Origin of the sequence: Bradyrhizobium sp. CCBAU 25360, assembly GCF_028128695.1 — a bacterium.
In the GTDB taxonomy this organism is placed as follows: Bacteria; Pseudomonadota; Alphaproteobacteria; order Rhizobiales; family Xanthobacteraceae; genus Bradyrhizobium; species Bradyrhizobium ottawaense.
Genome location: NZ_LBJA01000034.1, coordinates 1 through 25,504, shown reverse-complemented (window position 1 = coordinate 25,504; position 25,504 = coordinate 1). Strand labels below are relative to the sequence as shown.

Genomic DNA, 25,504 nt, shown 5'->3' with positions numbered 1-25,504 from the left:
ATGGGGAGGGTCGCGCGGCTCACTCCTTCAGATCATTCACCTGCCTGACCCAGGTGCGCACGTCGGCGAGCACGGCGGGCAGCACCGCCTTGACCTCGGCCACGGTCATGCCGGGCTTGATGCGGGGGTCGTACAAGAGATTGAGGATGTACTGGTCGTAGACGTCGAAATAGCCCATCGAGACGTTGTCGTTGAACATGGTCCACGGCACGCTCGCGGTGTCGTTGATGGGCCCGAGCGATTGCAGCAGCTCCTCATAGGCGCAGTCGAGGAAGACGAAATCGCCGTTGTCGACGGTGAGGATGACGTCGGAATGCTCGATCTCGAAATTGTCGTTCTTGCGGAAGCCGGACAGGCATTGCGGGTCGAGCGAGGTGCGGATCTCGCGCGCCTTCTCGGCGCCGTAGAAGCTGGAGATGGTGCGGAAGAGGTCGCGGTCGCGCACCAGCTTCACCCGCACATTGGCCGCTTCGGCGGTCGCGATCATGGCGATGTCGAGGTGCTGCACGCGATGGGCGATGTCGGCCACGACCTTGGCGAGCTGCGTCTTGCGGTCGGCGCGGTCGCTCTCGGCGTACACGCGCACCGGCCCGTCGAATTTGCGGATGCGGTCGACGCGGCCGGCGAGATGATATTCGGCGCCGAACGCCGTCTTCAGGAAGCCCTCGACGATCTCTCCGTCGGTGAAATTCTTCTTCTCGGAGCGCTGGCGCGAGGAGATCGCGGGTAATTCGCCCGCGGCGGCCGTGGTAGCGGTATCAGGAAGCAAGGTGAGCGCGCCGAGCGCCAGCAGGGCGATGCGAAGGGCAGCCGAGGACGGATTGAGTGCGCTCATCGTCGTGCGACGCTGCCGTATTCACGTCGCGCGCACAAGGCCGCAGATTCACGCGGCCTGCGGGTTCCCGGCGTTGTCTGTAACAAGAGAGTTACAGTGTCGTAGGGTGGACAAAGGCGCGAAAGCGCCGTGCCCACCATCTCAAACCCGTGGGCACGCCGGCAGACCGCGCGTTCGCGCGATCCTCCGGCTTTGCCCACCCTACGAGAGTTGCGTCAGTTGTTCAGCACCACCACCGTGGTACCGACCGAGACGCGGCCGTAGAGATCGCTGACGTCGTCATTGGTCATGCGGAAGCAGCCCGAGGAGACCGCCTGGCCGATCGTCTCCGGCTCGTTGGAGCCGTGGATGCGGTAGAGCGTCGAGCCCAGATACATTGCGCGCGCGCCGAGCGGATTCTCGACGCCGCCCTTCATGTGGCGCGGCAGGTCCGGCCGGCGCGCCAGCATCTGCGACGGCGGCGTCCAGTCCGGCCATTCCTTCTTGGCGGTGATCCTGTGCACCCCGCCCCAGCGGAAGCCGTCGCGGCCGACGCCGATGCCGTAGCGCAGCGCCTGGCCGTTCTGCAGCACCAGATACAGCCGCCGTTCGCTGGTGTTCACCACGATCGTGCCGGGGGCGTAATTGCCGTTATACATGACGGTGGTGCGGGGGATCGGATTGGCGCCGGAACGGAAGAAGTTCGGGCCGCCGCCCATGATGTCGCGCGAGTCGAACTCTTCGGCGAACGCGCCGCCCGCCATGGCCGACAGCAGTGCGACGGCGGCAATCGGCGCGGCAAAAAACCGGATCATTGTTTCCCCCAGCAAAAAATCGATTCAACACAGGCCACAGGCCATATTTGCGGGCTTTTCGCAAGCCACGGCCCCGTGAGGGACATCATCCAGCACAGGCGTTATCAAATCGGCAACCATGCCATTTGCCGAAAAGCGCCAGAGCGTTTTCAAGCGAAGTGGATACCGGTTCGCATCAAGAAAACGCGTCAAAACATGGGGCTAATACCCCGTTCCGACTCTATCGGAACGGGCTATTAGCCAAGCCGGCGCATCGTCGCGCGGGGCAGGGCCGCGATGCCGCCTATTGCTTTGACGGGACGAGCGAACAATGATTGATCGAACGGGTCTTTGGATATTGCCGGTTGCGGGAGCAGAACGAATGAACGGTGCGGAAAGCCTGGTGCGGACGATGGTCAAGGGTGGGGTGGATGTCTGCTTCACCAACCCAGGCACCTCCGAGATGCATTTTGTCGCAGCTCTCGACCGCGTGCCCGGCATGCGCTGCGTGCTCGGCCTGTTCGAGGGCGTCGTGACCGGTGCAGCGGACGGCTATTTCCGCATGAAGGGCACGCCGGCCTCGACGCTGCTGCATCTCGGCCCAGGCCTCGCCAACGGCCTTGCCAATCTGCACAACGCCAAGAAGGCCAATTCCGGCATCGTCAACATCGTCGGCCAGCATGCGGTCTACCACATCGGCTTCAACGCGCCGCTGACCTCCGACATCGAGGGCCTGGCCCGGCCGATGTCGTCCTGGGTCCGCACCTCGCCGGATGCCAAATCGGTCGCCGCCGACGGCGCCGCGGCGATTGCCGCCGCCAAGAGCGCCCCGCCGCAGATCGCGACCCTGATCCTGCCCGCCGACACCGCCTGGAACGAGGCCGACGGCGTTGCCGAGGTTCCAGCCGAGCAGCAGCGCGCGAGCTATTCGCCGCAGGCGGTCGAGCAGGCCGCAAAAATCCTGCATGGCGACGGTGAGGGTACGCTGCTGCTGATGACCGGCAGCGCCCTGAGCGAGCAGGGCCTTGCGCTGGCCGAGCGCATCGCCGCCAAGACCGGCTGCACCGTGATGGGTCCGACCTTCCGCCCCAAGATGGCGCGCGGCCGCGGCCGCTACTCGATCGACCGCATCCATTACGTGATCGAGAACGCGCTGCCGATGCTGGCCAAGTTCCGTCACATCGTGCTGGTCGAGTCCGACGATCCCGTGGCGTTCTTCGCCTATCCGAACAAGCCGAGCATGCTCAAGCCCGAGGGCTGCGACGTGCATCGCATGACCTCGTGGGGCGAGAATTCGGTCGCAGCGCTCGAAGCGCTCGCCGGCGCCGTCAAGGCCAGCGCCAAGGACGTCAAGCCGCAGGCGGTGCAGGAGCTGATCAAGCCGACCGGCGCGCTGACCCATGCCTCGATCGCGCAGTCGATTGCGTACGCGATCCCCGAGAATGCGATTCTGGTCGACGAGTCTCTCACCACCGGCCGCGCCTTCTTCCCGCCGACGGCCGCCGCCGCGCCGCACGATTGGCTCCAGAACATGGGCGGCTCGATCGGCTTCTCGACGCCGCTCTCGATTGGCGCCGCGATCGCATGCCCCGACCGCAAGGTGATCTGCATGGTCGGTGACGGCAGCGCGATGTACACGATCCAGTCGCTGTGGACCCAGGCGCGCGAGAACCTCAATATCGTCACCATCGTGTTCGCCAACCGCATCTACCAGATCCTGCGCGGCGAGTTCGACAATGTCGGCGCCGGCGAGCCCGGTCAGCGCGCCAACGACATGCTCCGGCTCGACCGCCCGACGCTGGATTTCGTCGCGCTGGCCAAGGGCATGGGCGTGCCCGGCCGCGCCGTCACCAATGCCGACGAGTTCAACAAGGCGCTGGCCGAAGCCGTGGCCGAGCCGGGGCCGCGGCTGATCGAAGTCCAGATGTAGGGGGGTGATTGAACAAGCTCTCTCCCCACGTCGTCCCGGCGAACGCCGGGACCCATAACCCCAGGGAGAGGTTTGGCGAAGACTCGGAGTTCGGTACGTGCGCCGTGTACACTCGATAGACCTCGCGGTATGGGTCCCGGCGTTCGCCGGGACGACACCGAACCAGGTGCGTGAGATGGGCCCGGAGGCACGATGCAGACCGAGCTGAACAAGGTGATCGCGGCGCTGCGGGACTTCTACGCCCACGAGGGCTTCCTGTTCGAGAAGGACATCGGCGAGCGCGCGGTCACCCACCGGTTCGCCGTGCATCTGGAGAAGCAGTTCGCCGGCTGGTCGGTCGACTGCAATTACGACCGGCTCGGCGAGCGCACGCTGCATCTGCCGCACGGCACCATCATCTCGACCGACGACCATCTCGGCAAGTCGATCTACCCCGATGTCGTCGTGCATCAGCGCGAGATCCCGAACAATCTGCTCACGGTGGAGATCCGCAAGGCGAGCAATCACACCCCGCTTGAGCACGACCAGCACAAGCTGCGGGCGCTGACCGACGTGCATGTCTGGTTTCCCTACTGGATCGGCGTGCTGCTCGTGCTGGACAAGCATCATGTGACGATGTCGGAGGTGTATGTCAGCGCCGCAATCGATCAGCCGCTCTCGCTCTGGTTCGCGACGCGGCTCGAGGAAAGCGGATTGGGAGCCAGCGCGCAGAGGCCGGGCTAATCACTTCCGGCACAACAGGTGCTCTCCCTCTCCCGCTTGCGGGAGAGGGAGTCTCACCACCTGCGTCATCAGTAATGATACGGCTGCGAATAGGCGTAGCGCGGGTTGATGCCGCAATAGGCCGACGTTCCGGAGGCCGTGGCGGCACATTGCTGGTAGCTCGCGAACTGGCAGTTGCCGGGATAGCCCCAGTTGCGGCCCTGCAGGCAGTATCTGTCGCTTCCGGCCTGGGCCGGGGCCGCCGACAACGATGCGGCGATCAGCGTTGCGAACGATGCAAGCGTGAGGATGGTGCGACGCATTTCGATCTCCTTCAATGGTAGGTGGAACGACCGAGCCTTGGCGTTCCCGTGGCCTGTCTGACGCGGGGTCATGCTGTGTTGGTGTCCGCGACGCCGGATGCGTTCGAAGCGAGGTACATCGTGACGCAGCCAGCGGCTTGCACTGTGATCTCCGCCACAGTTCGCGCACGGGTTCCGACCTATCCTCGGCGAACTTGCACGCCTCGATCCCGTGGGACTAGGCTTGCCTCATACGGATCAAGGCATTTGGAGGTTCTGATGCAGAAATCATATTTGCTGGCTGCAGTGGCAGCGCTGGCGCTCATGACGCAAACGCCGCATGCCCTGGCCCAAAGCACGCCTGCTGCCGGCGGAACCGCGGCGCCTGCGGCGACAACCACTGCGCCGGCCACGACGGCGGCGCCGAGCGCAACCACCGACACGTCCAGCCAGCCGACCGACTCCAAGAAGGGCGCGTCGAAGAAGCCGGCGAAGAAGAAGATGACGCGGCAGCAGGAAATCGACCACTCCGTCGACAGCGGCACCGTGCCCGCGCGCTATCGCAGCTCGGTGCCCAAGCAGTACCAGCAATATATCCCGTTCGATAAGCAGTGACGGGTCGCACGGCGGCGCGACGTGATCAGCCGTCGCGCCGCCGGTGCCTGCCCAGATGGGCGCCGGCCGGGCGGCTGCCGACCTCATATCCCCGGTGGCGGTCTGCGAGCGCAGTGCTAGAGTAGGCCGAAGCCTGGGGGGAGTGATGAGTGACGACGTGAAGGATGCTGGCCTTGTGGCCATGATCAGCAGCATCCTTGGAGGCAACAAGCGCGCAGACAGTGTTGCACCGCCGCCGCTCACCGAGGGGCCGCCGACCGTGCCGTCGAACGGAGCGGACGCGGTCGCGACGCCCGTCCCTGAGGCGACGTCGACCGGGCAGGAGGATGCGGCCAGCGCCGCGCCGGCCACCGTGGAACCGGTCGAGCCGCCTGCGAAAATCGTCACGACGCGGGATGGCAAGCAGCTGTTGCCGGCAGAAGCGATCGCCGATCTCGTGCTTGGCGAGCTGCGCAAGCTGGAGAATTTCCCGGCGACCGGCGCCTCGGTCACGGTCTATGGCTACCGGCACTGGAACGCCATGATTACCTTCGCCCCGTTCTCGACCAATTTCCAGAACGCGACGCGGTTCCGCCAGGCCATGCCGGACCTCGTCTTCAAGCTCCGTCGTTTCGTCGAACTTGAGATATAGTCCAGGGCAATCGTCAGCGGCGCCTCTGCGCGATTTCCCCTCGGTGAATCGCAGCATGATGGTGCGCGCCGTTACCCGAAACAGTTCGACAGGATCTTTGAATTGAGCGTCGCCTTTACCAAGGAAGAAAGCGCCGAAACCGCGTCCGAGACGCTGTTGCCGGATCGCCCGATCTCGCCGCATCCCAACCTCGTGACGGAAGCAGGGCTGCAGGCGTTGCAGACGCAGCTTCAGCAGGCCCGCGAGGCTTATGAGGCCGCGCAGGCCATCGAGGACGTCAACGAAAAGCGCCGGCAGTCGGCGGTGCCGTTGCGCGACGCCCGCTATCTGACCGAACGGCTGCGCACGGCGCAGCTCATTCCCGATCCGACCTCGACCGAAACGGTCGCCTTCGGCAGCACCGTGACCTTCAGCCGCACCGACGGCCGCGTGCAGACCTACCGCATCGTCGGCGAGGACGAAGCCGACCCGAAGGCGGGGACGATCTCGTTCGTCGCGCCGGTCGCGCGGTCGCTGATGGGGAAGGCGGTGGGTGACGTCGTAGGGACGGGCGCGCAAGAGATCGAGATTCTGTCGATTGCGTAGCAGCGTGCAGGGTGAGGCGAGGATTGCAGGAGCAATCCCATTCGCCTAAAGCATGAGTTATGTGTTTCCGTTGTCTTGTCCTGATATCGATGATCCCCGCCGTGTCCGCGAAACAAAGCCCGATGGTTGGATGAGACGGTTTCTGTCGGGAGCATTGCCGTTTTACGCGCTGGCTGCATTGGCCATGTGCATGTATCTCGTCCTGTACAGGGCAAACCTTTTCGATCTGAACGCCATCGTCCAGGGTGCGACCGGTTCGTCGTGGTTTCTGGTGTTCATGTTCGTCTGCGTGCTCCTGGAGTCGGTCTTCCCGTATTTCGGCTATTTTCCCGGAACCGCCCTCATCCTGATGTCCGTGGCGCTCAATCCAAAGTCGGCGGATGCTTCCGTCTTTGTGGTGGCGTGGCTCGCTATCATCCTGGGCGCCGTCTTGAGTTACGGACAGGCTCGTTTCTTCAGGCCGTTCCTGCAGCGGGTGGCCTCGAAGGCGGCCCTGCGCCGATGTGAGTCCCTGTTCGACGCCTATGGCGCTTACGCGCGCATTGCCTTGTTCGTTCATCCCAACGCCTGCGCGATGTATTTCACGGCGCTCGGACTTCTCGGCCGCAGCCTGACGCGAGAGCTCGCCTATCTCTGCGCGGGTGCAGCGGCCGCCGTGGGCATCCTGTTCGTGATCGTGACCAGGTTGGTATCGTCCGTCGGCCCTGCTGATGACGGCGAATTGCAGGTGCTGTTGGCGGCAGCGCTGGCCGCCATGGGGACGCTTGTTGGCCTCTACGCGGCCTGGCGGCCGGAGCGGGTCGCCTGAAGCCTGCTCCGTCTTACACCTCCGGCAGCTCAACGCCCGTCAACTTGTGTGCATGGGGTTGTTTTCGACATTTTGAGGCAGCTCGAAGGACCGCTGGCGGGCGCCGTGATCGCCTGCGATCGACAGCTTCAGGGCGACGGCGCTGATCTAGCCACACCTAAATAATGCGCCTCTACCCGCCAAGCTTAGTGCAATACGCGAGCGGCTTCTGCTAGCCGGACTTTCTCTCTGAGGCCCTCGAGATCCTGTATCGCCTTAAGCAATCTCACCAAATCGGAAGCTATGTGTGCCAGAGTAGGCTTTTGCGGCTTTGAGGTTCGAGATTTCTGTTTCATCGCGAAACGGCTCCCTGCCAGGACCGGTAAAGATAGGCCGGGATTGGCAAGGACCGTGCCAGGGAAGCGCAACCGGCATTTCAGGCCAGAGAGCGCGCAGGAGGCAAGCGAAAGGGTTATCTGGCCGGTGCCGCTTTCCATCCATACGACTGGCGTGCGATCTGGCCAGTGATATCGGTGTCCTTTTCGTCAGAGAGGCGCCACGCCGCCACCCCGAAGCAGACGGTTAAAGCCACGGCTGTTGTTAGCAGCAGCATCGATAGAAACTGGCTCACACCTACACCCCCGAATACGGCGCATGCGCCAGCGACCATGGAACGTCGATTCGGAAAATGCAGATGCGTTGACCTATTAGCAGGTATCCCCAAGCTACGCACAATGCGCAATTATCCTTGGTCGCAATTGCTATTCGTTCAAGCCGTTGAGATTGAATCAGGTTCTGATCGACCAGCGAAGTGCCGATCCATGGTTCGGAAAATAGCCGCTCAAGAACGCACGCTCAAACCCGCCCGCGGCCTGGGGGCGAAAGTGCAACTGGGAGCATTTGGTGCTGGCGCGAACCGCGTTGAGATCGTTGCGGACTTCGCATCCCGCGTTGCCGAAAGAGCGGCCGAAACAAACGATGAAGATCCGATCGTTGCTAGCGCTACGAGCACTACCCCGAAAATTAGGCTGCGCATTTAATCCTCCCTCACTCGATCTCAGCATCGGACGCCGTTGTTTCAGCGCCGCTTCGTTTGGCCGCCAAAATGGTTTCGTGCACGCGACCGTGAAGTGTGAATTGCTGTTTTGCTCTGGCCCAAAGGCTCTCTAAGCCGAAGCAGAGCCCAGCCGGCCTCAGCCGCCCAGACTGCTTCAAGAACGCGCGCGGCCACGGCTGCTCTTTGAGGACAATTCGATGAGCATTATTGCCTTCCGCATCAGGAAGGGACAAACCCATCAGGTGGACCGATAGCGCTTACAAGTCCGATGACTATGGGGACGAACCCCGATAGGACAGGTGAGCTGAATGAATGGTCGGAAATGCAGCGGCCCCGGCACCCGTTCGCTGAGGCCGCTTTTATTTGCTCGGTAAGCGGAACGACTTTCCCAATTCCGAGTCGAATCCAAGCTTCCGACAAGTCCCCAAATCAAAAGCCCCCGTCGGGAGCAAACCTTCCCCAAGGTTGGCGATCTCGGCCCCAAACCGAGGTCGCTTGTCATAAATGTGGAAAAAGGCGTCGGTAAGGCCTGTGCGAGCAAACGCAAATCGCGCGCTTCTTGCTTTGAATGCGCCGGTCGCAGTCGCGTGAGAGCGGAATTAAATCAGACCTAATCTCCATGGCAAAGTGCATTTAATTTAGCCATTTAAAGCTGGAGTGTCGCGGCAGAGACTCGGCTGCCGTGCCATGATTGCCGCAGCAGGAAGCTTAAAGGTCCTATCAACCGTTTCCAGTAAGCTTTGGGCTTGACCGGCGCATAATGCGAGTTCCCATTTAAATCTCCAGTTCGAGATGAGTCGGGATTTGCCGTGGGTATTTACTTGCTCTCGCTCGCGGCGTGCGTTGTCGGGGTTCTTCTATTTATGGCATTCCATCGATAGGGCCGACAACGGACGCAACAGTTACATTGAATCCTCAACCCAAGCCGAAATTAATAGTTTTGGCCGGTTGTTTTTGACTGTGCACGGTTGCTCGGGTTCAATTCCAAAGGTGGAGGCGAACGTGTTTTTGAACTGGGTCCTCGTTATCCTTATCGGCGTCAGCGTTGCGGTCCTGATAGCCCACGCGATTGACGCGATGCGTTCCTGAGGTGCCCTCTTGGCGATGTCTCTGATGGACCTTGCCGGTACGGGCGGGGCGCTAGCCCGGCGCGGTGGAATTCGTCGAGGTCGATGAACTCCACGGCTCGCTGTCTTAGTGAAACCCTGGCTACAAAGCCGGCATGCAGCCAAGCCATAGATTGCGTGTGACCGGCTTTGCGCAAATTGTTTCCCCACCAGGCATTGAACTTGTACGCTGACGGCGGCAACGGTCTGCCGAGAATTGCTTCAATTTCCGAGAATGTGAGCCGAATCGTTTGCGGCCCTGTGCGCTGTAGCTCTTCCCGTAATGGATCGTAAACGGACATAACATTCGGCTCGTCACGTTGGCCCGTAGGCGTCCCTGCCATGCTCCAGGTATCTGGTGCAGCTGATTGATCGCTCCGCTTCGCCCCGGCATGAGTTGGCTCGCATCACCAGATTCAATTGCTCCTGGATCAGCGACGATAGCGCAGCGAGTATCGATTAGTGCACTTTTTGCTCAAGGTCTCGCAGTAGCGCGTGCAGAAAGTCGCTGGCATGGTCATATTGAGCGTTGCCGTTCGTGATTTGACGGACGCGCGGGCTCACCAAGCGACCAACAGTTTCAGAGCGGAGCAGCTCAGCTCTGTCCGAACACTGCAGCAGTAAAGCATCGGGTAAATCTTCCGCAGATCCGAATAGCTTCAAGAGACAATGTTCGCCCTCGGCCTTACGGTCGTGATGCGCCTTCGCAGCATATAAAGCAAACAGCCCACGGAAAGCATCGCGGGAAACGGCAGGTTTTCCCATCGCAGCGCCCTGAAAAATTAAATCCATAATAAAGGCAAGTCTGAAGCATTGGTGCGGAAAAAGCTAGCGCAAAATTAAATCAACCCGTATCTCCCATTGAGAGATTAGAGGCGGTCCGAAATCAGCCGCCGCAATAGCCGCACTTGGATCCGGCGATCTGCCACCATGTGGACCAAAGCGGCGCGACTTGTGGAGCTCGCTGCCTCGGTAGATCGAGGAGGCGAATTGACGCGTGGTCGATTGAAAATCAACTAGCGATACGTCTGGTCGGAGGCACCTGATGGTGGAATAATTCCGACGCTTTCTTGATTGGATTTTGACGTCGGCCGCGAACCGGCTGGCGACCTGGATTTTCATCATGGCCGCGCTTCCTCAGGGCGTTGTGGCGGAATTGCAGCACGAGAACGCGCGGCTCCTGGCCGAATTGCGCGCTGCACAAGATCGCGAGACCGCCACCGCGGACATCCTCAAAATCATTGCCAGTTCGCCATCGGAGGTGAAGCCGGTATTCGATGCGATCGCGAGGCGCGCCAATGCCCTGCTCGGCGGCTTTTCGACGACCGTATTCCGCTTCATTGACGGCACTGCCCATTTGGCGGCCTTCACGCCGACGAATTCTGCGGCCGATCGAGCTTTGCAGCAGATGTTTCCGCGGCCGATTGCCGATTTCGAGAGTTTTGAAAGTGCGCGGGCCGGTAAGGTGGTGCCGACCCCCGATACCGAAGCGCTGACAAACGACATCAAATTCATCGCGCGCGCCCGCGGCTTTCGCAGCATGTTGTTCGTTCCGCTCGCGACCGGCGGCGTGGTGATCGGCATGATCAGCGTCACGCGGGTCGCGCCGGGTGCCTTCGCTCCGCATCATGTGCAACTTCTGCAGACTTTCGCCGATCAGGCCGTTATCGCCATTGAGAATGCGCGGCTGTTCGATGAGGTGCAGGCGCGCACTGACGACTTGCGGGAATCGCTGCAGCAGCAGACGGCGACTGCCGATGTGTTGAAGGTCATCAGCCGCTCCGCGTTTGATTTGCAAACGGTGCTCGACACGCTCACGGAATCGGCGGCGTGGCTGTGTGGTGCCGACATGGCGGCAATCGTCCGGCAGGACACCGACGGCGCATACTATCATGCAACTCGGTACAATTTCTCGCCCGAGTGGGCCGAGGTCTCGGCGGGCATTCGACTCAATGCTGGACGCGGCAGCGTCGTTGGGCGTGTCCTGCTGTCCGGCAAGGCTGTCCAGATCCAGGATGTCCTGGTCGATCCCGAATACGCTTATCCCGAGCAGCAGAGGGCCGGCGGCTACCGGACCCTCCTGGGCGTACCTTTGCTTCGATCCGGAGAAACGATCGGCGTGCTGTTCCTGGGCCGCAAGGCCGTGAACTCGTTCACGGACAAGCAGATCGACTTGGTCTCAACTTTCGCCGATCAGGCCGTGATCGCGATTGAGAATGTCCGGCTGTTCGATGAGGTCCAGGCGAAGACGCGCGATCTCGCCGAATCGCTCCAGCAGCAAACCGCGACTGCCGATGTGCTGAAAGTGATCAGCCGCTCGACCTTCGATCTGCAGACCGTGCTCAACACGCTGGTCGATTCGGCGGCACGGCTGTGCGAAGCGGAGATGGCATTCATCATGCGCCGCGAAGGCGATGAATATCAGGCCGGAGCAGCGGTGGGGTTTTCCGAGGAATACATCGAGTTTCTGCAGGGTCACCCGATTACGCCCGGCCGGAGCACGGTAACAGGTCGGGCCGTACTTGAGCGCCGCCCAGTGCAGATCCTCGACGTCGCTGCCGATGCCGAATACGGCCTGCACGAGTCCATCACCATGGCTGGTCAGCGCACGGCGCTCGGTGTTCCCCTCATGCGCGAAAATGAGCCGATCGGCGCGCTCGTAATCGCTCGCAAGCGCGTGCAGCCCTTCACGGAAAAACAGATCGAACTGGTCGCCACATTTGCCGACCAGGCCGTGATCGCCATCGAGAATGTACGGCTGTTCGAACAATTGCAGACCAGAACGCGAGATCTGTCTGAGGCGCTGACGTACCAGACCGGCAGCGCCAATATCTTGCGGGTTATCGCTTCCTCGCCGACCGAGGTCGGTCCGGTGCTCAAGGCGATCGTGGAAAGCGCATGCGGACTTTGCGAGGCATATGATGCACTGGTGGTTCTGAGGGACGGCGACGACATCGTCATCCAGGCCCATCATGGACAAGTTCCCGTGGTGTGGAGCCGGCGGGCGATCAGTGTCAAATCGCCCACCGGCCGGGCGATTATCGACCGTCGCACCGTTCATGTGCACGACCTGCTCGGGCCCGAAGGCGAGGAGTTCCCGACCGGACGCGAATATGCGCTTCGCTCAAACGTTCGGACCGTTCTGAGCGTGCCGCTGTTGCGCGATGACGAGAGCATGGGTGCGATCGTGCTTCGTCGCACGGAGATTCGTCCATTTGGCGAGAAGCAGATCAACCTGCTTCAGACTTTCGCGGATCAAGCTGTCATCGCCATCGGTAACGTGCGTCTGTTCGAACAATTGAATGAATCGTTGGAGCGGCAGACGGCAACGTCGGAGGTGCTGGAAATCATAAGCGCTTCATCGGGCGCATTGACTCCGGTCTTCCACAAGATGCTGGAGAACGCGACGCGAATTTGCGGGGCCGGCTTCGGCACCATGAATCTCTACGAGGATGGCGGCTTTCGCACGGTTGCGTTACACAACGCGCCACAGGCTTATGTTGATACCCGGCTGTACCAGAGCATTCGCCCACATCCGGCGAGCGGGCTAGGCACCGTCGAGAAAACTCATCAGACGGTTCATATCGACGATATCAGGACTCAGCCGCCCTACGTCGAAGGCAACCCGAACGTTCGCGCGCTTGCCGACCTTGCCGGCGCACGGACCCTCGTCATCGTGCCCATGCTGAAGGAAGATGAGCTGATTGGCACCATCACGATCTTTCGCCAGGAAGTTAGATCCTTCACTGACAAGCAGATCGAGCTCGTGTCCAATTTCGCACACCAGGGCGTGATCGCGATCGAGAATGCACGCCTGCTGAACGAGCTGCGCGAGCGCACCATGGAACTGTCCCAATCGCTCGAGGAATTGCGAAATGCGCAGGATCGGTTGATCCAGACCGAGAAGCTTGCCTCGCTCGGGCAACTCACCGCCGGCATTGCGCATGAGATCAAGAATCCGCTCAATTTCGTCAACAATTTTGCTGCGCTTTCCTCCGAACTGATCGAAGAACTCGGCGACGCGCTGCGCTCAGCCGGACTCGGCGAGGCAGCAAGGCTGGACATCGACGTGCTGATACACATGCTACAAGGCAACCTGGAAAAGATCGTGCAGCACGGAACGCGCGCCGATTCCATTGTCAAGAATATGCTTCTGCACTCTCGCGAAGGGTCTGGCGAACGCCGCGCGGCCGATATCAACGCCATCCTCGAGGAAAGCCTCAACCTTGCTTATCACGGAGCGCGCGCCGAGAAAGCAGGCTTCAACATCACGCTCGAAAGGAACCTCGATCCGTCTGCGGGGGCGCTCGATCTGTATCCGCAGGAAATCACGCGGGTGTTCCTCAATCTCGTTTCAAATGGCTTCTACGCGGCGAGCAAACAAAAGGACGCCGCCGGCGACGGCTTCGAGCCAAGGCTGCGCGCGACGACGACAAACCTCGGCGGCGCCGTCGAGATCCGGATTCGCGACAATGGCGCCGGCATCCCGGCCGACGTGAGAGGGAAAATATTCAACCCATTCTTCACAACCAAGCCCGCAGGCGAAGGAACCGGCCTTGGCCTTTCAATCTGCCACGACATCATCGTGAAACAGCACGGCGGCAGCATCGAGGTCGATACCGAGCCCGGCGACTATACGGAGTTCATCATCAGGCTGCCGCGTAGGCTGGCGGCGCACCGGAACGACGCGAAGTGAAATTATCGTAGGCATCAATTCAAGCGAAACTAGGAATCCTGCGTCGAACTTCACTGCAAACACCGGAGGTCGAAAATGAAGACGCTCTTGGTCCCGCTTCAGAATATTCCGATGATGACACCCACGCTCGATGCCGCCGTACGCCTCGCGCATCGTACCGGCGCCTATATCGAAGGCTTTCCGCTCCGGTTCGGCATCCCTCAATATCTGGCCGCGGAGTTGGCCACCGGCATTCTGTTAGATTCGTATGAAGTGAAGAGCGCAGCCGAATTGAACGACATGCGCGTCTTTTTCGAAGCATTCATGCTGAAGCACGATGTTCCTCGATCCGCTGGATTGGGTCGACCATGTTTCGGCTGGCTGGAGACCGCCCCTGAGGGCGAAGATTTTGTCGGAAGCTATGGGCGCGCTTTCGATCTGATCGTGATGGCACGGTCTGACATTGATGCTGCGGGCCCTCACCGTCGCGCGATTGAATCTGCGCTGTTCGAGAGCGGCAGGCCCGTTCTACTTGTGCCGTCGAATGCACCAAGAAGCATCGCAACAAACATCATGATCCATTGGAACGGTAGTACCGAGCAAGCTCGGGCAAACGCATTTGCCATGCCGTTGCTTCGTCTGGCCGAAAAGGTATCTGTCCTAACCGTCGTTGGCGGCCAAGCGGTACCGGGACCGTCTGCCGATCAGATCGTCCAGCAACTGCGGTACAATGACATTGCAGCGCAGGCGAGAACGGTTGAACTGGAGGATCGCGACACCGGAGAGGCAGTCCTCGATGCCGTTAGAGCTGAGGGCTGCGACCTCTTGATCAAGGGAGCCTTCACCCGCGCCCGGTTGCGGCAAATGATATTCGGCGGGGCGACCAGCTATATCATGGAGCATGCGGATCTGCCTGTCCTGATGGCTCATTAGCGCCGCACGATTCTCTTCAGATCATGCAACCCTGCTCCTGTCTTGCCCCGGGTCAAACCAGGATTCGGAAAAGGCGCAGCCCCTTGATCCGACTGAGGCCGGCTACCGTGCATGGGGTTGTTTTCGATGTTCTTGATATGGGCGGTCCCGAACAGCCGTGAGGCCAGGGCGATCGTCCGCAACCGGCAGCGGTCAGGAAAATGAATGGTGGGCGCACAAGGGATCGAACCTTGGACCTCTCCCGTGTGAAGGCCAGACCTGCGATTGATGCAATTTGCAAATTTCGTGACCAACGCGATCTCCCCGTCTTTTCCCCACCCCAGAGGGGATTGGAGCTATGGGCCCGCTAACCCGCACAGCGCCGGCTCATCGGAGATTCTGCGGATTGCCCCTATGGCTGCAGGCAACGCCGCCCGTCCCCGAGAGCTTGCCGGCCGAGGGCCTGGTTAGTTTGTAAGCACGGACGCAGTGGCTGCGGCGATCAATCGCTTTAACGGGGCCGGCGAGGCGCTGGGCGCCCCGCGCTGGGCCGATCCCAACCTCAGCAGGGACGCCGTGCCGCACGGCTTCCGGGCGACATTCAAGGACTGGTGCACCGAACAGGCCGGCTCCCCCAACCATCTCCGACATGGCCTAGCCCCACACGATAGCCGACAAGGTCGAGCCGGCCTACCGCCTCGGCAACATGCGGGAGAAGGGCGGGGTCGATGGCGGATGGTCAGACTATTGCGCAAGCCGCCGGCCCCACCAGAGTGGGAATGCATGCCTCTAAGGGCTAATGCACCGCGCCCCGCTCGAAGTCTAGACGTGCCTGAATCGGCGCCGTCGGGATATAGTGGGCGCCGGAACGTCCCCGGGGAGGCTGGAATTGGTAATTCAAGTAAGGGGTTCCCTAAATACCGAAACTCGGCACGGTAAAACAGATCAAGAACTATTTCGATCGATCCGAGCTCGCAGAGGGCTGAATGCAGGAACTGGGAGAGTAAGCATCCCCAAGCTGATCATCGGCGCGGTGGTCCTTCATCCAGCTATAATTGTCATGGTTTGACCTTTGCAAGCCGTCGGACGGGTATTGATGATCGGGCGGTGGTCAGAGAGATTTTACAACAGGATGATTATGATCAAGGTTGAGCGGAAAGACCTGCTGCCTGGCGATACCGTGATCCATGTAGACAGTGATGGTGATCAGTTTGGTAGGTTCGGATCAATTCGTCTCGCAAATGGCTGCAAGCGCCTCAGTACCGTTGATGCGGACTCCCACTTTCCAGGCTCAAGGCCAAATTCAGGACGTGACGTCAAGGACGTCAGGACGAGGCCGTCATTTGCTTGAAGGGCCACAAACGTAGTGCGCAAAGCGGGCACGCGTACCTGCGCAAAATGGTTGGTACCGCCAGGTGCTTGCGCGGTCGAGTTCGCTTTTATATCGCTGCGGGCACGTGCCTCGTTTGGCGTTCCGAACGCTGCAGCGACCCATTCCCCTTTTATCTCTGCGATAGTGACGGAGGATTTGGTCTTTCCATCGACGGTGATCGAATAAACAAACTGGCCCGTCGGACGCAGCAGCTTCATCGGATCGCCGCCGTCCCACTCCCGCAGAGGATCAAGCCCGATCATGTAGTCGGCAACGGGGTCTCCGATCGAAGCGTGGGAGGCGTCACCGGGAGCGTCAAGACCAAGTGTCTTGAACTGCGTCGGAGCGTTCGAGATCGAGCGGAAAGTGTCGAGGGATTGGGCCGCAGCGGACGTGGCCGCGGCAGGCGCTGCAGTTTGCAGTTTGGCGTCCTGTGATATGGCTGGCGCCGCGGCAAGGACGAGGATGCTCGACAGAGCTACCGTGTTAGCGAATGTCATAGAAGTCGTCCCAATGAGTGTGATCACCTGGAAGCTGGTCGTAGACCTCGTAGAGGATTGTCCGAGTCGCTCCGATATTCGGTTCCCATGGATCGTTGACATGGACGTAGTTCTTTCCATCGGGTGTCGTGGTGTAGCCCGTTGCGACCATCATATGGCCACCATTCCCGATCCAGCGCCAACTGAATGCGAAAGGCGTGAAGCTGCAAGGCTCGCCTACCTTCTTGGCGGCAAGCTGACTGCGCAGCTGATTCCAAGTCAACGGAGTGCCGTTTGTACGCTTGAATTGAAATCCGTATCTCTCGAACTCCGGCCAACCGCCCGAAACACATTCGTCGGGTGTCGGGGAATTGCAGCAGTCGCTGCGGTGCAGACGATAGTTCGCCTGAATGCATTGCTCGACCGACTTTCCTAGATACTCCATGACCATCTGACCGCTTGCCGCCCAGCACCACATACCCGTCTTTTGTGGGCGTAAGGTGACCTGAAGTTCCATCGTGCTAGGCGGATCGCAAGACGGCACCGCTGTGGGTGCCGCTTGGGCAAACGCTCCGCTCGAAGCCGCCGCAGCCAATCCAACGATCAACAATGCGCGGACTAGCATCTTCACTCTCCTCAAATGTCGCTCGATCCAAATTCGTAGAAGAAACAATTCGGGTTGGGCTTACGGTTTGAGCTGCTGCCCTGTCTTAACTTCAGAAAGGTAGAAGGCCGGCGGGGCGGTTAGGGCGCACTGGTATCCGCTCTCGCAGCTCGCGTTCATCGTCCGTCTTCCTGCGCTTCCCTTGTTCTACTCCGCCGGGCCCAGGTGCCAAGTTGGCGCCTTGCGTCAAGGTTACCGCAATTGTGCGCTGTGGCTGGCGGCCATATTGGGGTGCAAATTCGTCAGCGTAAGTGATGCAATAGACAACGGGATCAGTGAGACGCAGCTGCTTAAATGTGTTCTCTCTTGTGCGGGCATCCTGGACGCAAAGGTTATAGCGCGCTCGCCAAGGTGCAGGCCGCAAGAATGGCGCGTTTAGGTCTCCATCAAAACGAACAACATTTTTGATTCCCCCCTCTGACGGCGGATCCAAACGGGGAAACACAAGGCTAAGCGTCAGTTTGTGAATGTCCAGTCGCGACGCGCTGATGCCGGCAGTCGCCGCCACAGGCCGGAACTGATTAGGCACTGGGTCCAGTCTTACCGCGGCGCCAGCGCCTCCACCGGCGTCTGTCGTAAAGGTCAGTGTGTCGACAAAGCTGTCCTTAGCACCCCCTTGCTGTTCGATATCGATGAAAGTCTCGACAACGCGTCCCACTCCGATCGCCCCTGTTAACGGATAGATGAAGTTTGCTGGATTTTCTGGCTGTTCAAAAACCCCCAGACACCGTTCGCGATTGGTGAGCAGTTCGTCCCAAGTGTCCTCGGAGGTGAAAACACGGTGACCTTGGCGCGTCAGATCGAGCGACGCGGAAGCCCCGGCGTCCAGCACATTTGACGTCATCCAGGGAAGATTAAATGCTGCACTGGCGCCAGAGATGTTCCGCTCTTTGATATCGAAGTCGAACGCGTAAACCACCGCGACTTTTGCTATCTTTCGGAGCAACACCTTCTGCTTTGGGCTCAAGCTTGTTAGGGGTTTCTTCGACTCTCCGTTCGCTGCGGCAATCTGTGCTGCAATCCGTTCGGGGGTAGCTGGAAGATCGATGAGTTCTTTGGAAAGCATGTAGTTGATGACTGCGGACCTCATCTCGCAACGAGCATAGCGAACGATGTCCTCAGTCTTTGAATAGCCGACGTCGTCGGGTATGGGATAAAATGAACAACCTCCAAGCCCCGCCGTCAAGATACAGACAGCCCAATTCACCGCGCGCATCGTTGCCCCCGTCCAACTTAAAAGACTTCGCAAACTAAAAATTCTTACTGACGAAATTTCTCGAGCCCACCGACAAAGCGAGCAGGTGCCACCCCATACATCCCTAGCGTGTCTAAGTGGTTCTGGCTGGTCAAGTAGAAAATCGTTCGGGAATAACCTTTTCCGTCGGTCCATGTCACTGGCTCAAACTACGAGACGTGAGCGCAGCCCGCGTTGCACCAGGTAACCACCCAGTCAAAGATGCTTGCTTTGAAGCGCTCCGATTTCACGCCCGGTAGAGCGCGGCTCGAACTTTCGGAAATATCCAACCCAATAGCTCTTGATTGGTAGAGCGATGTCACGAGAGCATCGGCTTCCGTAAAACGGTGACACGCATGGGTCTGTCAATTCGCTTTTATCTGTTCGCCGAGGACGGGCTTCTAGCGATCTCGCAGCGCGTCATGATGGGACTGATCCGCGGCCAAGACGCAATGCCGCAGTACGCTGGCACGAAGCAGAAGGTTGCCGACGTCATCCTTGAGAATGAGGGCAAGAAACCGCTCCGGATCGAAACAGTGCAGGGGAGTTTCCTGACGTTCGACGACAAGGGTAAGGTGCACAAGGACCTCGTGGCATCTGGCTTTGCGGCGCTCGAAACCGGCATGGCGCTCGAGGAAGCCTTAAAGCAACCGCAGACCAAGATCGTGGACCTCACGCCAAAGCTCAATCGCGAGAAGTGGGAGAGAGAGAACCGATGGACACTCTCCAAGGACGACCTGGACGCCATTGCGGACGATATCTGGAGACGCAAGGAAGCGAGTCAGCCGCGCATCGAGCGCGCCCAGGGGATCGCTCCTAAGCTCCTAAGGTCACCTACGAGGCCAAGGAGGCGATCCGAGAGATCAGGACGAGCCTGATTAGCATCGCCAACAAGCTTCAATGGCTAAGCGAGCCTGCTCTGAAAGGCGCCGCGTTCGAGGCTCGCGAGAACGCCAAGATCGAAGCGGATGGGCCGCTGTGGCTCGGGATTGCCGCGGCGGCTGATCGCTATCACGAGATCCAGGTTCGCCGACGCACAGGACGGGGTATCTGGTACGCGCTTGTGGAGATACTGCGATGGGATGCGGTTCAACGAACTGGAGAAGTGATCGCAAGCGTCGGTGAGCGCTGCGATTCCAAAGCGAAAGCAGAGGAGGCGGCTCGGAGACTTATGACCGAGAATGCCAACTGCTTTACCGCGGAGACGTCGGTCCATACCGAGGTGCTATGTGAACTGGAGTGGGATGAAGAGGCGGGAGCTAAGCTTCTATGAGCCAGAACGCTGCAAGAACAAATTCCCCCGCCTTTCCCCGAGTGTTGCTGCTTAGTTCTGCTCTTTCGTGCCTGCAACAGCCGAATATGCCCGCGGCCGAAATTACAAAAAAAGGCTGGAATAACAGAGGTTTTGGTGGTGGGCGCACAAGGGATCGAACCTTGGACCTCTCCCGTGTGAAGGGAACGCTCTCCCGCTGAGCTATGCGCCCGGGACCATCATGCAGACGGCCGGACCTGTTCGGCCGGCCGGCGCATCGGAGCCCGCGATTTAGAAGTGCGGGCTTAAGGTGTCAAGTTTCCAGGCGCCGCGGGGGGCGGAAAACCTTGGCCCGATCGCGCAATTCGCTGGCCCGGCCGGATTTCGGGCTGCTTACGCGCCCTGCTGGCGGGCCCGGGAGGCGTGGGCCTGCAGCGCCCGGATGCGCTCGGCCAGCGTTCCGCCGCCTTCGGGCAGGCTCGGCGCGCCATTGGTCGCGGCGTCGTTGGCCGGGCGCGGCGCCGGCTTCGGCGGCTGGCCGGCCTCGGCCGCGAGCAACGCCTCGATCGGCGAGTTCGGGCCTTCGAGCTGCATCGCGAGTTTTGCCACCTCGGCGGCGATGTCGTTGATGCGCTCGCGGAGCAGCGCGTTCTCCATGCGCTCGGTCGCCCAGGAGCTTTCCGCCTGCTGCTGGATCGCGTTGATGTCGCGCTGGAGTTTGGCGCGCTCGTCGCGGGCGGTGCGCAGCTGTTCCTCCAGCGCGGTCTTTTCCGCGCGCAGCGCTTCCATGGCGGCCGACGACTTGCCGCCGCTCAAGGCCGCGATCTCGACGCGCAGCTCCTTGACGGTGCGTTCGGCGCCTTCATTGGCCTGGCGGAGCTGGTTGTTCTCATAGTCGCGCTCGGCGAGCAGCTTGCCCTGCGTGGCGAGCCGTCCCTCGAGGTCGGCGACGCGGCTCGACAGCATCTCGGCTTCCTTCACCTGTCCGATCAGCTGGCGATCGAGCTCGGTGACGCGCTGGCTCAGATTCTCGACCCGGCCGCGGGCATCGCCGAGCTCGCGCGAGGCGGTCTCGGATTCGGTGCGCTCCTGGGCGAGGCGGGCTTGCGTGGCGGCAAATTCCTTCTCGGCATCGCCGACGCGGTTCTTCAATTCCTCGATCTGGGCGCGCACCGCGACCAGCTCGACCTGGCGGCTCTCCGCCATCATCGAGCGGTCGGACAGTTCGGAGTTGATCTTGGCGAGCTCGTTCTGCTTGTCGGTCAGCGCGTTCTCGGCGGCGCGCAGGGCTTCGGTCTTGGCGTTGAATTCCTCTTCGGTGGCGCGGAGCTGCTCCTTCACCGCCTTTTCGCGCGCCTCCAGCGCGAAGATCGTGGCGTTCTTCTCGCCAAGCTCGATCTTCATGCGGTTGATGGCGTCGCTCTTCTTGCCGAGCTCGGCGAGCTGGCTGGTGGTCTTGTTCTTGAGCTGATCGACGCTCATCTCGAGCCGCCGCGCCGACATGGCGAATTCAGCGCGGAGCTGGTCCTTGTCGGCCTGGATCTCGGCCATCGACAGCGGCGTTGCGGCCTCCAGCCGGCGCGTGGTCAGGCGCACGGCGCGGTTATGCACCAGCGGCACGATCGCGAGCCCGCACAGCATCGAAAGCAGGAAACCGATCGCCAGGTACATGATCGGTTCGACCATGGGGCAGAACTCCCAAGCTTAAGGAAAAATTCACCAACGACCATGCCATGGCGACCCGGCAAAAAGCCAGCCCCGGCCTGTCGTTAACCTTGATCCGTAAGCCCGATGGGAGAGGAAAACCCTAGAATGGGTTCCAGGTCGCACGCGGCGTGTATTTGAGGTAGCCGATATTGGCGCCGAGCCGCAGGCCGAGCCCGGAGCGGATCGGCACCAGCACGATGTTGTTGGCGGTGAGCGCCGTCATGCCGAAGCCGCCGATGATGTAGGCCGAGCCGTCGAGGCCGGCGAAGCGCTGGTAGATCGCGTTGGTGGCGGGCAGGTTATAGACCAGCGTCATGGTGCGCGCGCCGTCGCCGCCCCAGTCGAAGCCGAGCGAGGGGCCCTGCCAGTAGACGCGCAGATCCCCGGCATTCTTGGTGTAGAGCGTGCCTTCGCCGTAGCGCAGGCCGGCGACGAACGCGCCGGAACCTTCCTCACCCAGGATATAGCCGTTGGGCAGACCCCATTGGCTGATCGCTTTCTCGATGATCGAGGCGAGCCCGCGCGAGACGTTGCCGAAGAAGCGGTGTCCGGCGCCGACGAGCTCGTCCGGCCCATAGGTGCTGGGCGTCGGGGTCCGCTGCGGCGGCGGCAGATTGGGCGGCGGCGCCTGCTGGGCGGAGGCCGGCACGATCCAGCCGACCATCGCGGCAAGCGCGAGCGCAGCAAGGCGTGATGCGAAAGTCATAAAAGAACCCCTGGTACCGAAACCGGTCGCTTCCTTAACCTGACGCCAACAGGCGAGGCTCTAGGTTGCGCCGGATGTCCCCTCGACTCGGATGTTATCCGCAGCAACTATGACGGCACAACGGCAGGAAGATAGCCCTTTGCGCCCCGGAATTGCCTTGATCGGCCTCCTCGTCTGCCTGCTGTCGGGCGTATGGCTCACCGGCCCGGTCACGCCGGCCGGGGCTGCCACCACCGAGCGGGTCGTCGTCAACCGCTTCACCGGCGTCGCCATCGAAGGGTTCGATCCCGTCGCCTATTTCGTCGGGGGGGCGGCCATGCAGGGCACGGCGGAGTTCGAGGCGAACCTCTGGGGCGCGGTCTGGCGCTTCCGCAACGAGGGCAACCGCGCCTCCTTCCTGGCCCATCCCGAAATCTATGGACCGCAATTCGGCGGCTACGACCCCGCCGACATCGCCCGAGGGGTGACCGTCGCCGGCAATCCCCGTTTCTTCGCGATCGTGGCGCAGCGGCTCTATCTGTTCAGCCGGGAAGCCAACCGCGACGCCTTCGCCGCCAATCCCGAGCGGTTCCTCTATGAGGTGGGCAAGCGCTGGCCGGCCCTTCAGGACAAGCTCGGTCAGTAGCAGCCTTCAGAGTCTTGCCAGAGTCTTGCCGCCTGCGGGTCGCCCCAGGCGATGAACTCCGGGATGATGAAGCCGCTGGCGTGCCGTTCGCCGAAGCGGAGCTCGCCGCCCTTGCCGTCGGTCACCTTGCCGCCGGCCGCGGTTACGACCGCAGAGCCGGCCCCGACGTCCCATTCGCAGGTGGGCCCGAACCGGGGGTAGATGTCGGCGCTGCCTTCCGCGATCCGGCCGAATTTCACGGCCGAGCCGACGGTCCGTCTGACGGCGTTGGGCCTGCTGTCGATGAACGCTTCGCTCCTGGGATCGCCGTGCGAGCGGCTCACCGCCGCGATCCAGGGCTCGCCTTGCGCAGGCAGCTTGCGGGTGTGGATCGGCTCGGCCACGCCGATGGTAGCGCCGTCAAAGCTCACGCGCTCGGCGCCGCGGCCGACGATGCCGCGCCAGAGCAGGCCGAGCGCAGGCGCGCTGACGATGCCCAGCAGCGGCTCGCCCGATGTCACCAAAGCGAGATTGACGGTGAACTCGTCGCGACCGGCGACGAACTCCTTGGTGCCGTCGAGCGGGTCGATCAGGAAGAAGCTGCCATCAAACGAGGGCGAGGCGAGCGGGGTCCGCTCTTCCGAAAGGGTCGGAACGTCGCCCGCAAGCTGGGCCAGGCCGTCCGCGATGATGTGGTCGGCGGCGAGATCCGCCTCAGTTACCGGCGAGCCGTCCTGCTTGCCGTCGATCCGCATCGCCGCCCGGTTGACGCTGAGGATCGCCTCGCCCGCCTTCACCACCAGCGCGGTGAGCGGCTCCATCAACCGGGATGCGGCCTCGGCGTCGATGATCCTCACCTGTGTGCCTCATTCGTCAGCAAGTCTCGCCCCCTCAGTTGATTCGCCCGCAGCCCCTTTATGGCCGCTTCGAACCTATCGCAAGCTAGCTGCCACGGGCTGGCGAATGTTAGAACCCGAAGCATCCGTCAAGCATGCGTGATTCGCGGCGTCCGCCGTGCAATTTCAGGAACCCTCCAGGACCCCTTTATATGTCTGACGCCTCGTCGCCCGCGACTGCTACTGCTCCCGATATGCTCGAACTCGCAGCGCTGCTGTGCTCGCGGGTCTGTCACGATCTCATCAGCCCCGTCGGCGCCATCGTCAACGGGCTCGAAGTGCTCGACGACGATCCCAAGCCGGAAGACCGCGAATTCGCGCTCGACCTGATTCGCAAGAGCGCCAAGACCGCCTCCGCCCGGCTGCAGTTCTGCCGTCTCGCCTTCGGCGCCGCCGGCTCGTCCGGGGCGCAAATCGATCTCGGCGATGCCCAGACCATGGCGCGCGGCCACATCGAGGATGGCAAGTGCTCGATCACCTGGAATCTGCCCCGGCTCCTGCTGCCGAAGAATCGCGTCAAGCTGCTGCTCAACATGCTGGTCGTGTCCCAGCACACGATCCCGCGCGGCGGCATGCTGACGATCGACCCGATCGGCGAGGGCGAAACGATGAGCTTTCGCATCACCGCGACCGGACATAATGCGCGCCTGCCGCAGAACATCTCCGAGCTCTTGAGCGGCGAGCGCGGCCCTGCCGCGGATGCGCATGCGATCCAGCCTTATTATACGCGGCTGCTGGCGCAGGCCTGCGGGCTCACCGTGACGCTCAAGCCGGAAGGCGAAGCCATCATCATTACCGCTTCGTAAACGCGCGCAGCGCTCGGCATCTTAATCAAAACTTTACGAGGCGCTTCGGCTTGTCCGGAGCGCCTTATCTCTTTGTTGGTTCCGTTCTTTTGCACATACTCAACCAATATTAAACGCTTTGCGGTGAAGCTGGCCCCATTCCGAATAGGCGCATCACAATTCGTGCGTGCCCGCCCTGTATGAAGGCCTGTTTTCATGGATGATCTGTTGCGGGAGTTTTTGACGGAGACCAGCGAGAGCCTGGACACCGTCGACAACCAGTTGGTGAAGTTCGAACAGGAGCCGAACAACGCCAAGATCCTGGATAACATCTTCCGCCTGGTCCACACCATCAAGGGCACCTGCGGCTTCCTCGGATTGCCGCGGCTCGAAGCGCTGGCGCATGCCGGCGAAACGTTGATGGGCAAATTCCGCGACGGCATGCCGGTGAAGGCCGAAGCGGTGACGGTGATCCTGTCCTCGATCGACCGCATCAAGGAAATCCTCGCCGGCCTCGAAGCGACCGAAGCCGAGCCCGAGGGGACCGACCGCGATCTCATCGACAAGCTGGAAGCGATGGTCGAGCAGGGCATGGCGGCAATGGCCGCGGGCGCTGCCGCCGCTCCCGTTGCCGAAGCTCCGCCGCTGGTGCCGGAAGCACCGGTTGCCGCTGCTGCGCCGGCAAACCTGACCTCGGGCACGCTGATCGACCAGACCCTGGAGCGCCCGCTGCGTCCGGGCGAAGTCTCGCTCGACGAGCTCGAGCGCGCCTTCCGCGAGACCGCGATCGAAGCGCCGACGCCCGCGCCCGTCGCCAAGCCTGAAGCCAAGGCCGAGCCCGCGCCGGCCGCTGAAGCGCCCGCGCCTGTTGTTAAGGAAGTGGCCAAGGAAGCAA

The 25,504-nt window shown here is 61.5% G+C and carries 23 protein-coding genes and 1 tRNA gene; 12 read left to right on the top strand and 12 right to left on the bottom strand.

What is annotated here, in order from left to right; genetic code table 11:
• Window positions 1-19 precede the first annotated feature (19 nt).
• Both XH81_RS10880 and XH81_RS10875 read right to left on the bottom strand, forming a co-directional pair.
• Window positions 20-835, bottom strand: coding sequence for a DUF2927 domain-containing protein (locus XH81_RS10880; RefSeq protein WP_038948243.1), 816 nt, complete (start codon window positions 833-835; stop codon window positions 20-22).
• 215 nt (window positions 836-1,050) lie between these two features.
• Window positions 1,051-1,629 carry a L,D-transpeptidase gene (locus tag XH81_RS10875; RefSeq protein WP_028140388.1) on the bottom strand — a complete coding sequence of 193 codons (579 nt, stop codon included), beginning with the start codon at window positions 1,627-1,629 and terminating at the stop codon, window positions 1,051-1,053.
• 361 nt (window positions 1,630-1,990) lie between these two features.
• On the opposite strand from XH81_RS10875, the gene XH81_RS10870 reads away from it, so the two are divergent.
• Together XH81_RS10870 and XH81_RS10865 are read left to right on the top strand one after the other, a co-directional pair.
• Window positions 1,991-3,538: an acetolactate synthase large subunit gene (locus tag XH81_RS10870; RefSeq protein ID WP_028140387.1), complete on the top strand. Its 1,548-nt coding sequence runs from the start codon at window positions 1,991-1,993 to the stop codon at window positions 3,536-3,538.
• Between the two features lie 192 nt (window positions 3,539-3,730).
• Window positions 3,731-4,261 carry a hypothetical protein gene (locus XH81_RS10865; protein WP_028140386.1) on the top strand — a complete coding sequence of 177 codons (531 nt, stop codon included), beginning with the start codon at window positions 3,731-3,733 and terminating at the stop codon, window positions 4,259-4,261.
• 68 nt (window positions 4,262-4,329) lie between these two features.
• Here the strand turns inward: XH81_RS10865 and XH81_RS10860 are convergent, their stop codons facing one another.
• The gene (locus XH81_RS10860) at window positions 4,330-4,563 is read right to left on the bottom strand and encodes a DUF3551 domain-containing protein (protein WP_028140385.1); all 234 of its coding nucleotides are present in this window, start codon (window positions 4,561-4,563) and stop codon (window positions 4,330-4,332) included.
• A 258-nt stretch (window positions 4,564-4,821) separates the two neighbouring features.
• Here XH81_RS10860 and XH81_RS10855 point away from each other — a divergent pair, with 258 nt between their 5' ends.
• From XH81_RS10855 to XH81_RS10840, 4 genes are all read left to right on the top strand, one after another.
• Window positions 4,822-5,157 (top strand): hypothetical protein, encoded by a 336-nt coding sequence (locus XH81_RS10855; RefSeq protein ID WP_028140384.1) that lies wholly within the window; start codon window positions 4,822-4,824, stop codon window positions 5,155-5,157.
• Window positions 5,158-5,302: 145 nt separating this feature from the next.
• Complete coding sequence (locus tag XH81_RS10850; protein ID WP_028140383.1) at window positions 5,303-5,788, top strand: hypothetical protein; 486 nt, start codon at window positions 5,303-5,305, stop codon at window positions 5,786-5,788.
• Between the two features lie 102 nt (window positions 5,789-5,890).
• Entirely contained in the window at window positions 5,891-6,373 is a 483-nt protein-coding gene (gene greA / locus XH81_RS10845) for a transcription elongation factor GreA (RefSeq protein WP_028140382.1), read from the top strand.
• A 130-nt stretch (window positions 6,374-6,503) separates the two neighbouring features.
• Window positions 6,504-7,181 carry a hypothetical protein gene (locus XH81_RS10840; protein WP_028140381.1) on the top strand — a complete coding sequence of 226 codons (678 nt, stop codon included), beginning with the start codon at window positions 6,504-6,506 and terminating at the stop codon, window positions 7,179-7,181.
• A gap of 2,075 nt (window positions 7,182-9,256) precedes the next feature.
• On the opposite strand, the gene XH81_RS38730 is transcribed toward XH81_RS10840, so the two are convergent.
• Window positions 9,257-9,625, bottom strand: a complete 369-nt coding sequence (locus XH81_RS38730; RefSeq protein ID WP_421608496.1) for a DUF7662 domain-containing protein — start codon at window positions 9,623-9,625, stop codon at window positions 9,257-9,259.
• A 157-nt stretch (window positions 9,626-9,782) separates the two neighbouring features.
• Window positions 9,783-10,115, bottom strand: a complete 333-nt coding sequence (locus XH81_RS10835; RefSeq protein WP_244439182.1) for a hypothetical protein — start codon at window positions 10,113-10,115, stop codon at window positions 9,783-9,785.
• 331 nt (window positions 10,116-10,446) lie between these two features.
• On the opposite strand from XH81_RS10835, the gene XH81_RS10830 reads away from it, so the two are divergent.
• Both XH81_RS10830 and XH81_RS10825 read left to right on the top strand, forming a co-directional pair.
• Window positions 10,447-14,019: a GAF domain-containing protein gene (locus XH81_RS10830; protein WP_240536468.1), complete on the top strand. Its 3,573-nt coding sequence runs from the start codon at window positions 10,447-10,449 to the stop codon at window positions 14,017-14,019.
• Between the two features lie 75 nt (window positions 14,020-14,094).
• Window positions 14,095-14,931 carry a universal stress protein gene (locus tag XH81_RS10825; RefSeq protein WP_028140377.1) on the top strand — a complete coding sequence of 279 codons (837 nt, stop codon included), beginning with the start codon at window positions 14,095-14,097 and terminating at the stop codon, window positions 14,929-14,931.
• A gap of 1,185 nt (window positions 14,932-16,116) precedes the next feature.
• On the opposite strand, the gene XH81_RS10820 is transcribed toward XH81_RS10825, so the two are convergent.
• From XH81_RS10820 to XH81_RS10810, 3 genes are all read right to left on the bottom strand, one after another.
• Complete coding sequence (locus XH81_RS10820) at window positions 16,117-16,782, bottom strand: hypothetical protein (protein ID WP_038948258.1); 666 nt, start codon at window positions 16,780-16,782, stop codon at window positions 16,117-16,119.
• The gene (locus XH81_RS10815; protein ID WP_038948259.1) at window positions 16,769-17,386 is read right to left on the bottom strand and encodes a C39 family peptidase; all 618 of its coding nucleotides are present in this window, start codon (window positions 17,384-17,386) and stop codon (window positions 16,769-16,771) included. The genes XH81_RS10820 and XH81_RS10815 overlap by 14 nt, the downstream gene beginning before the upstream one ends.
• A gap of 91 nt (window positions 17,387-17,477) precedes the next feature.
• The gene (locus XH81_RS10810; RefSeq protein ID WP_038948260.1) at window positions 17,478-18,641 is read right to left on the bottom strand and encodes a hypothetical protein; all 1,164 of its coding nucleotides are present in this window, start codon (window positions 18,639-18,641) and stop codon (window positions 17,478-17,480) included.
• 374 nt (window positions 18,642-19,015) lie between these two features.
• Between XH81_RS10810 and XH81_RS10805 the strand changes: the two genes are divergently transcribed.
• Window positions 19,016-19,537 (top strand): hypothetical protein, encoded by a 522-nt coding sequence (locus XH81_RS10805; RefSeq protein WP_038972714.1) that lies wholly within the window; start codon window positions 19,016-19,018, stop codon window positions 19,535-19,537.
• 531 nt (window positions 19,538-20,068) lie between these two features.
• On the opposite strand, the gene XH81_RS10800 is transcribed toward XH81_RS10805, so the two are convergent.
• The 3 genes from XH81_RS10800 to XH81_RS10790 form a co-directional block, all read right to left on the bottom strand.
• Window positions 20,069-20,143 (bottom strand) — tRNA-Val (locus tag XH81_RS10800).
• Window positions 20,144-20,304: 161 nt separating this feature from the next.
• Window positions 20,305-21,597 (bottom strand): hypothetical protein, encoded by a 1,293-nt coding sequence (locus XH81_RS10795; protein WP_028144013.1) that lies wholly within the window; start codon window positions 21,595-21,597, stop codon window positions 20,305-20,307.
• 121 nt (window positions 21,598-21,718) lie between these two features.
• Window positions 21,719-22,324, bottom strand: a complete 606-nt coding sequence (locus XH81_RS10790) for a DUF1134 domain-containing protein (RefSeq protein WP_018322430.1) — start codon at window positions 22,322-22,324, stop codon at window positions 21,719-21,721.
• A gap of 139 nt (window positions 22,325-22,463) precedes the next feature.
• Here XH81_RS10790 and XH81_RS10785 point away from each other — a divergent pair, with 139 nt between their 5' ends.
• Entirely contained in the window at window positions 22,464-22,949 is a 486-nt protein-coding gene (locus tag XH81_RS10785) for a YHS domain-containing (seleno)protein (RefSeq protein WP_028144015.1), read from the top strand.
• Here the strand turns inward: XH81_RS10785 and XH81_RS10780 are convergent.
• Window positions 22,943-23,749, bottom strand: a complete 807-nt coding sequence (locus tag XH81_RS10780) for a 3'(2'),5'-bisphosphate nucleotidase CysQ family protein (RefSeq protein ID WP_049801761.1) — start codon at window positions 23,747-23,749, stop codon at window positions 22,943-22,945. The two genes, XH81_RS10785 and XH81_RS10780, sit on opposite strands and share 7 nt — an antisense overlap.
• A gap of 227 nt (window positions 23,750-23,976) precedes the next feature.
• Between XH81_RS10780 and chpT the strand changes: the two genes are divergently transcribed.
• Together chpT and XH81_RS10770 are read left to right on the top strand one after the other, a co-directional pair.
• Complete coding sequence (chpT, locus tag XH81_RS10775) at window positions 23,977-24,630, top strand: histidine phosphotransferase ChpT (RefSeq protein ID WP_026202749.1); 654 nt, start codon at window positions 23,977-23,979, stop codon at window positions 24,628-24,630.
• Between the two features lie 195 nt (window positions 24,631-24,825).
• A partial coding sequence (locus tag XH81_RS10770; protein ID WP_271596180.1) for an Hpt domain-containing protein occupies window positions 24,826-25,504 on the top strand: 679 nt, incomplete at its 3' end.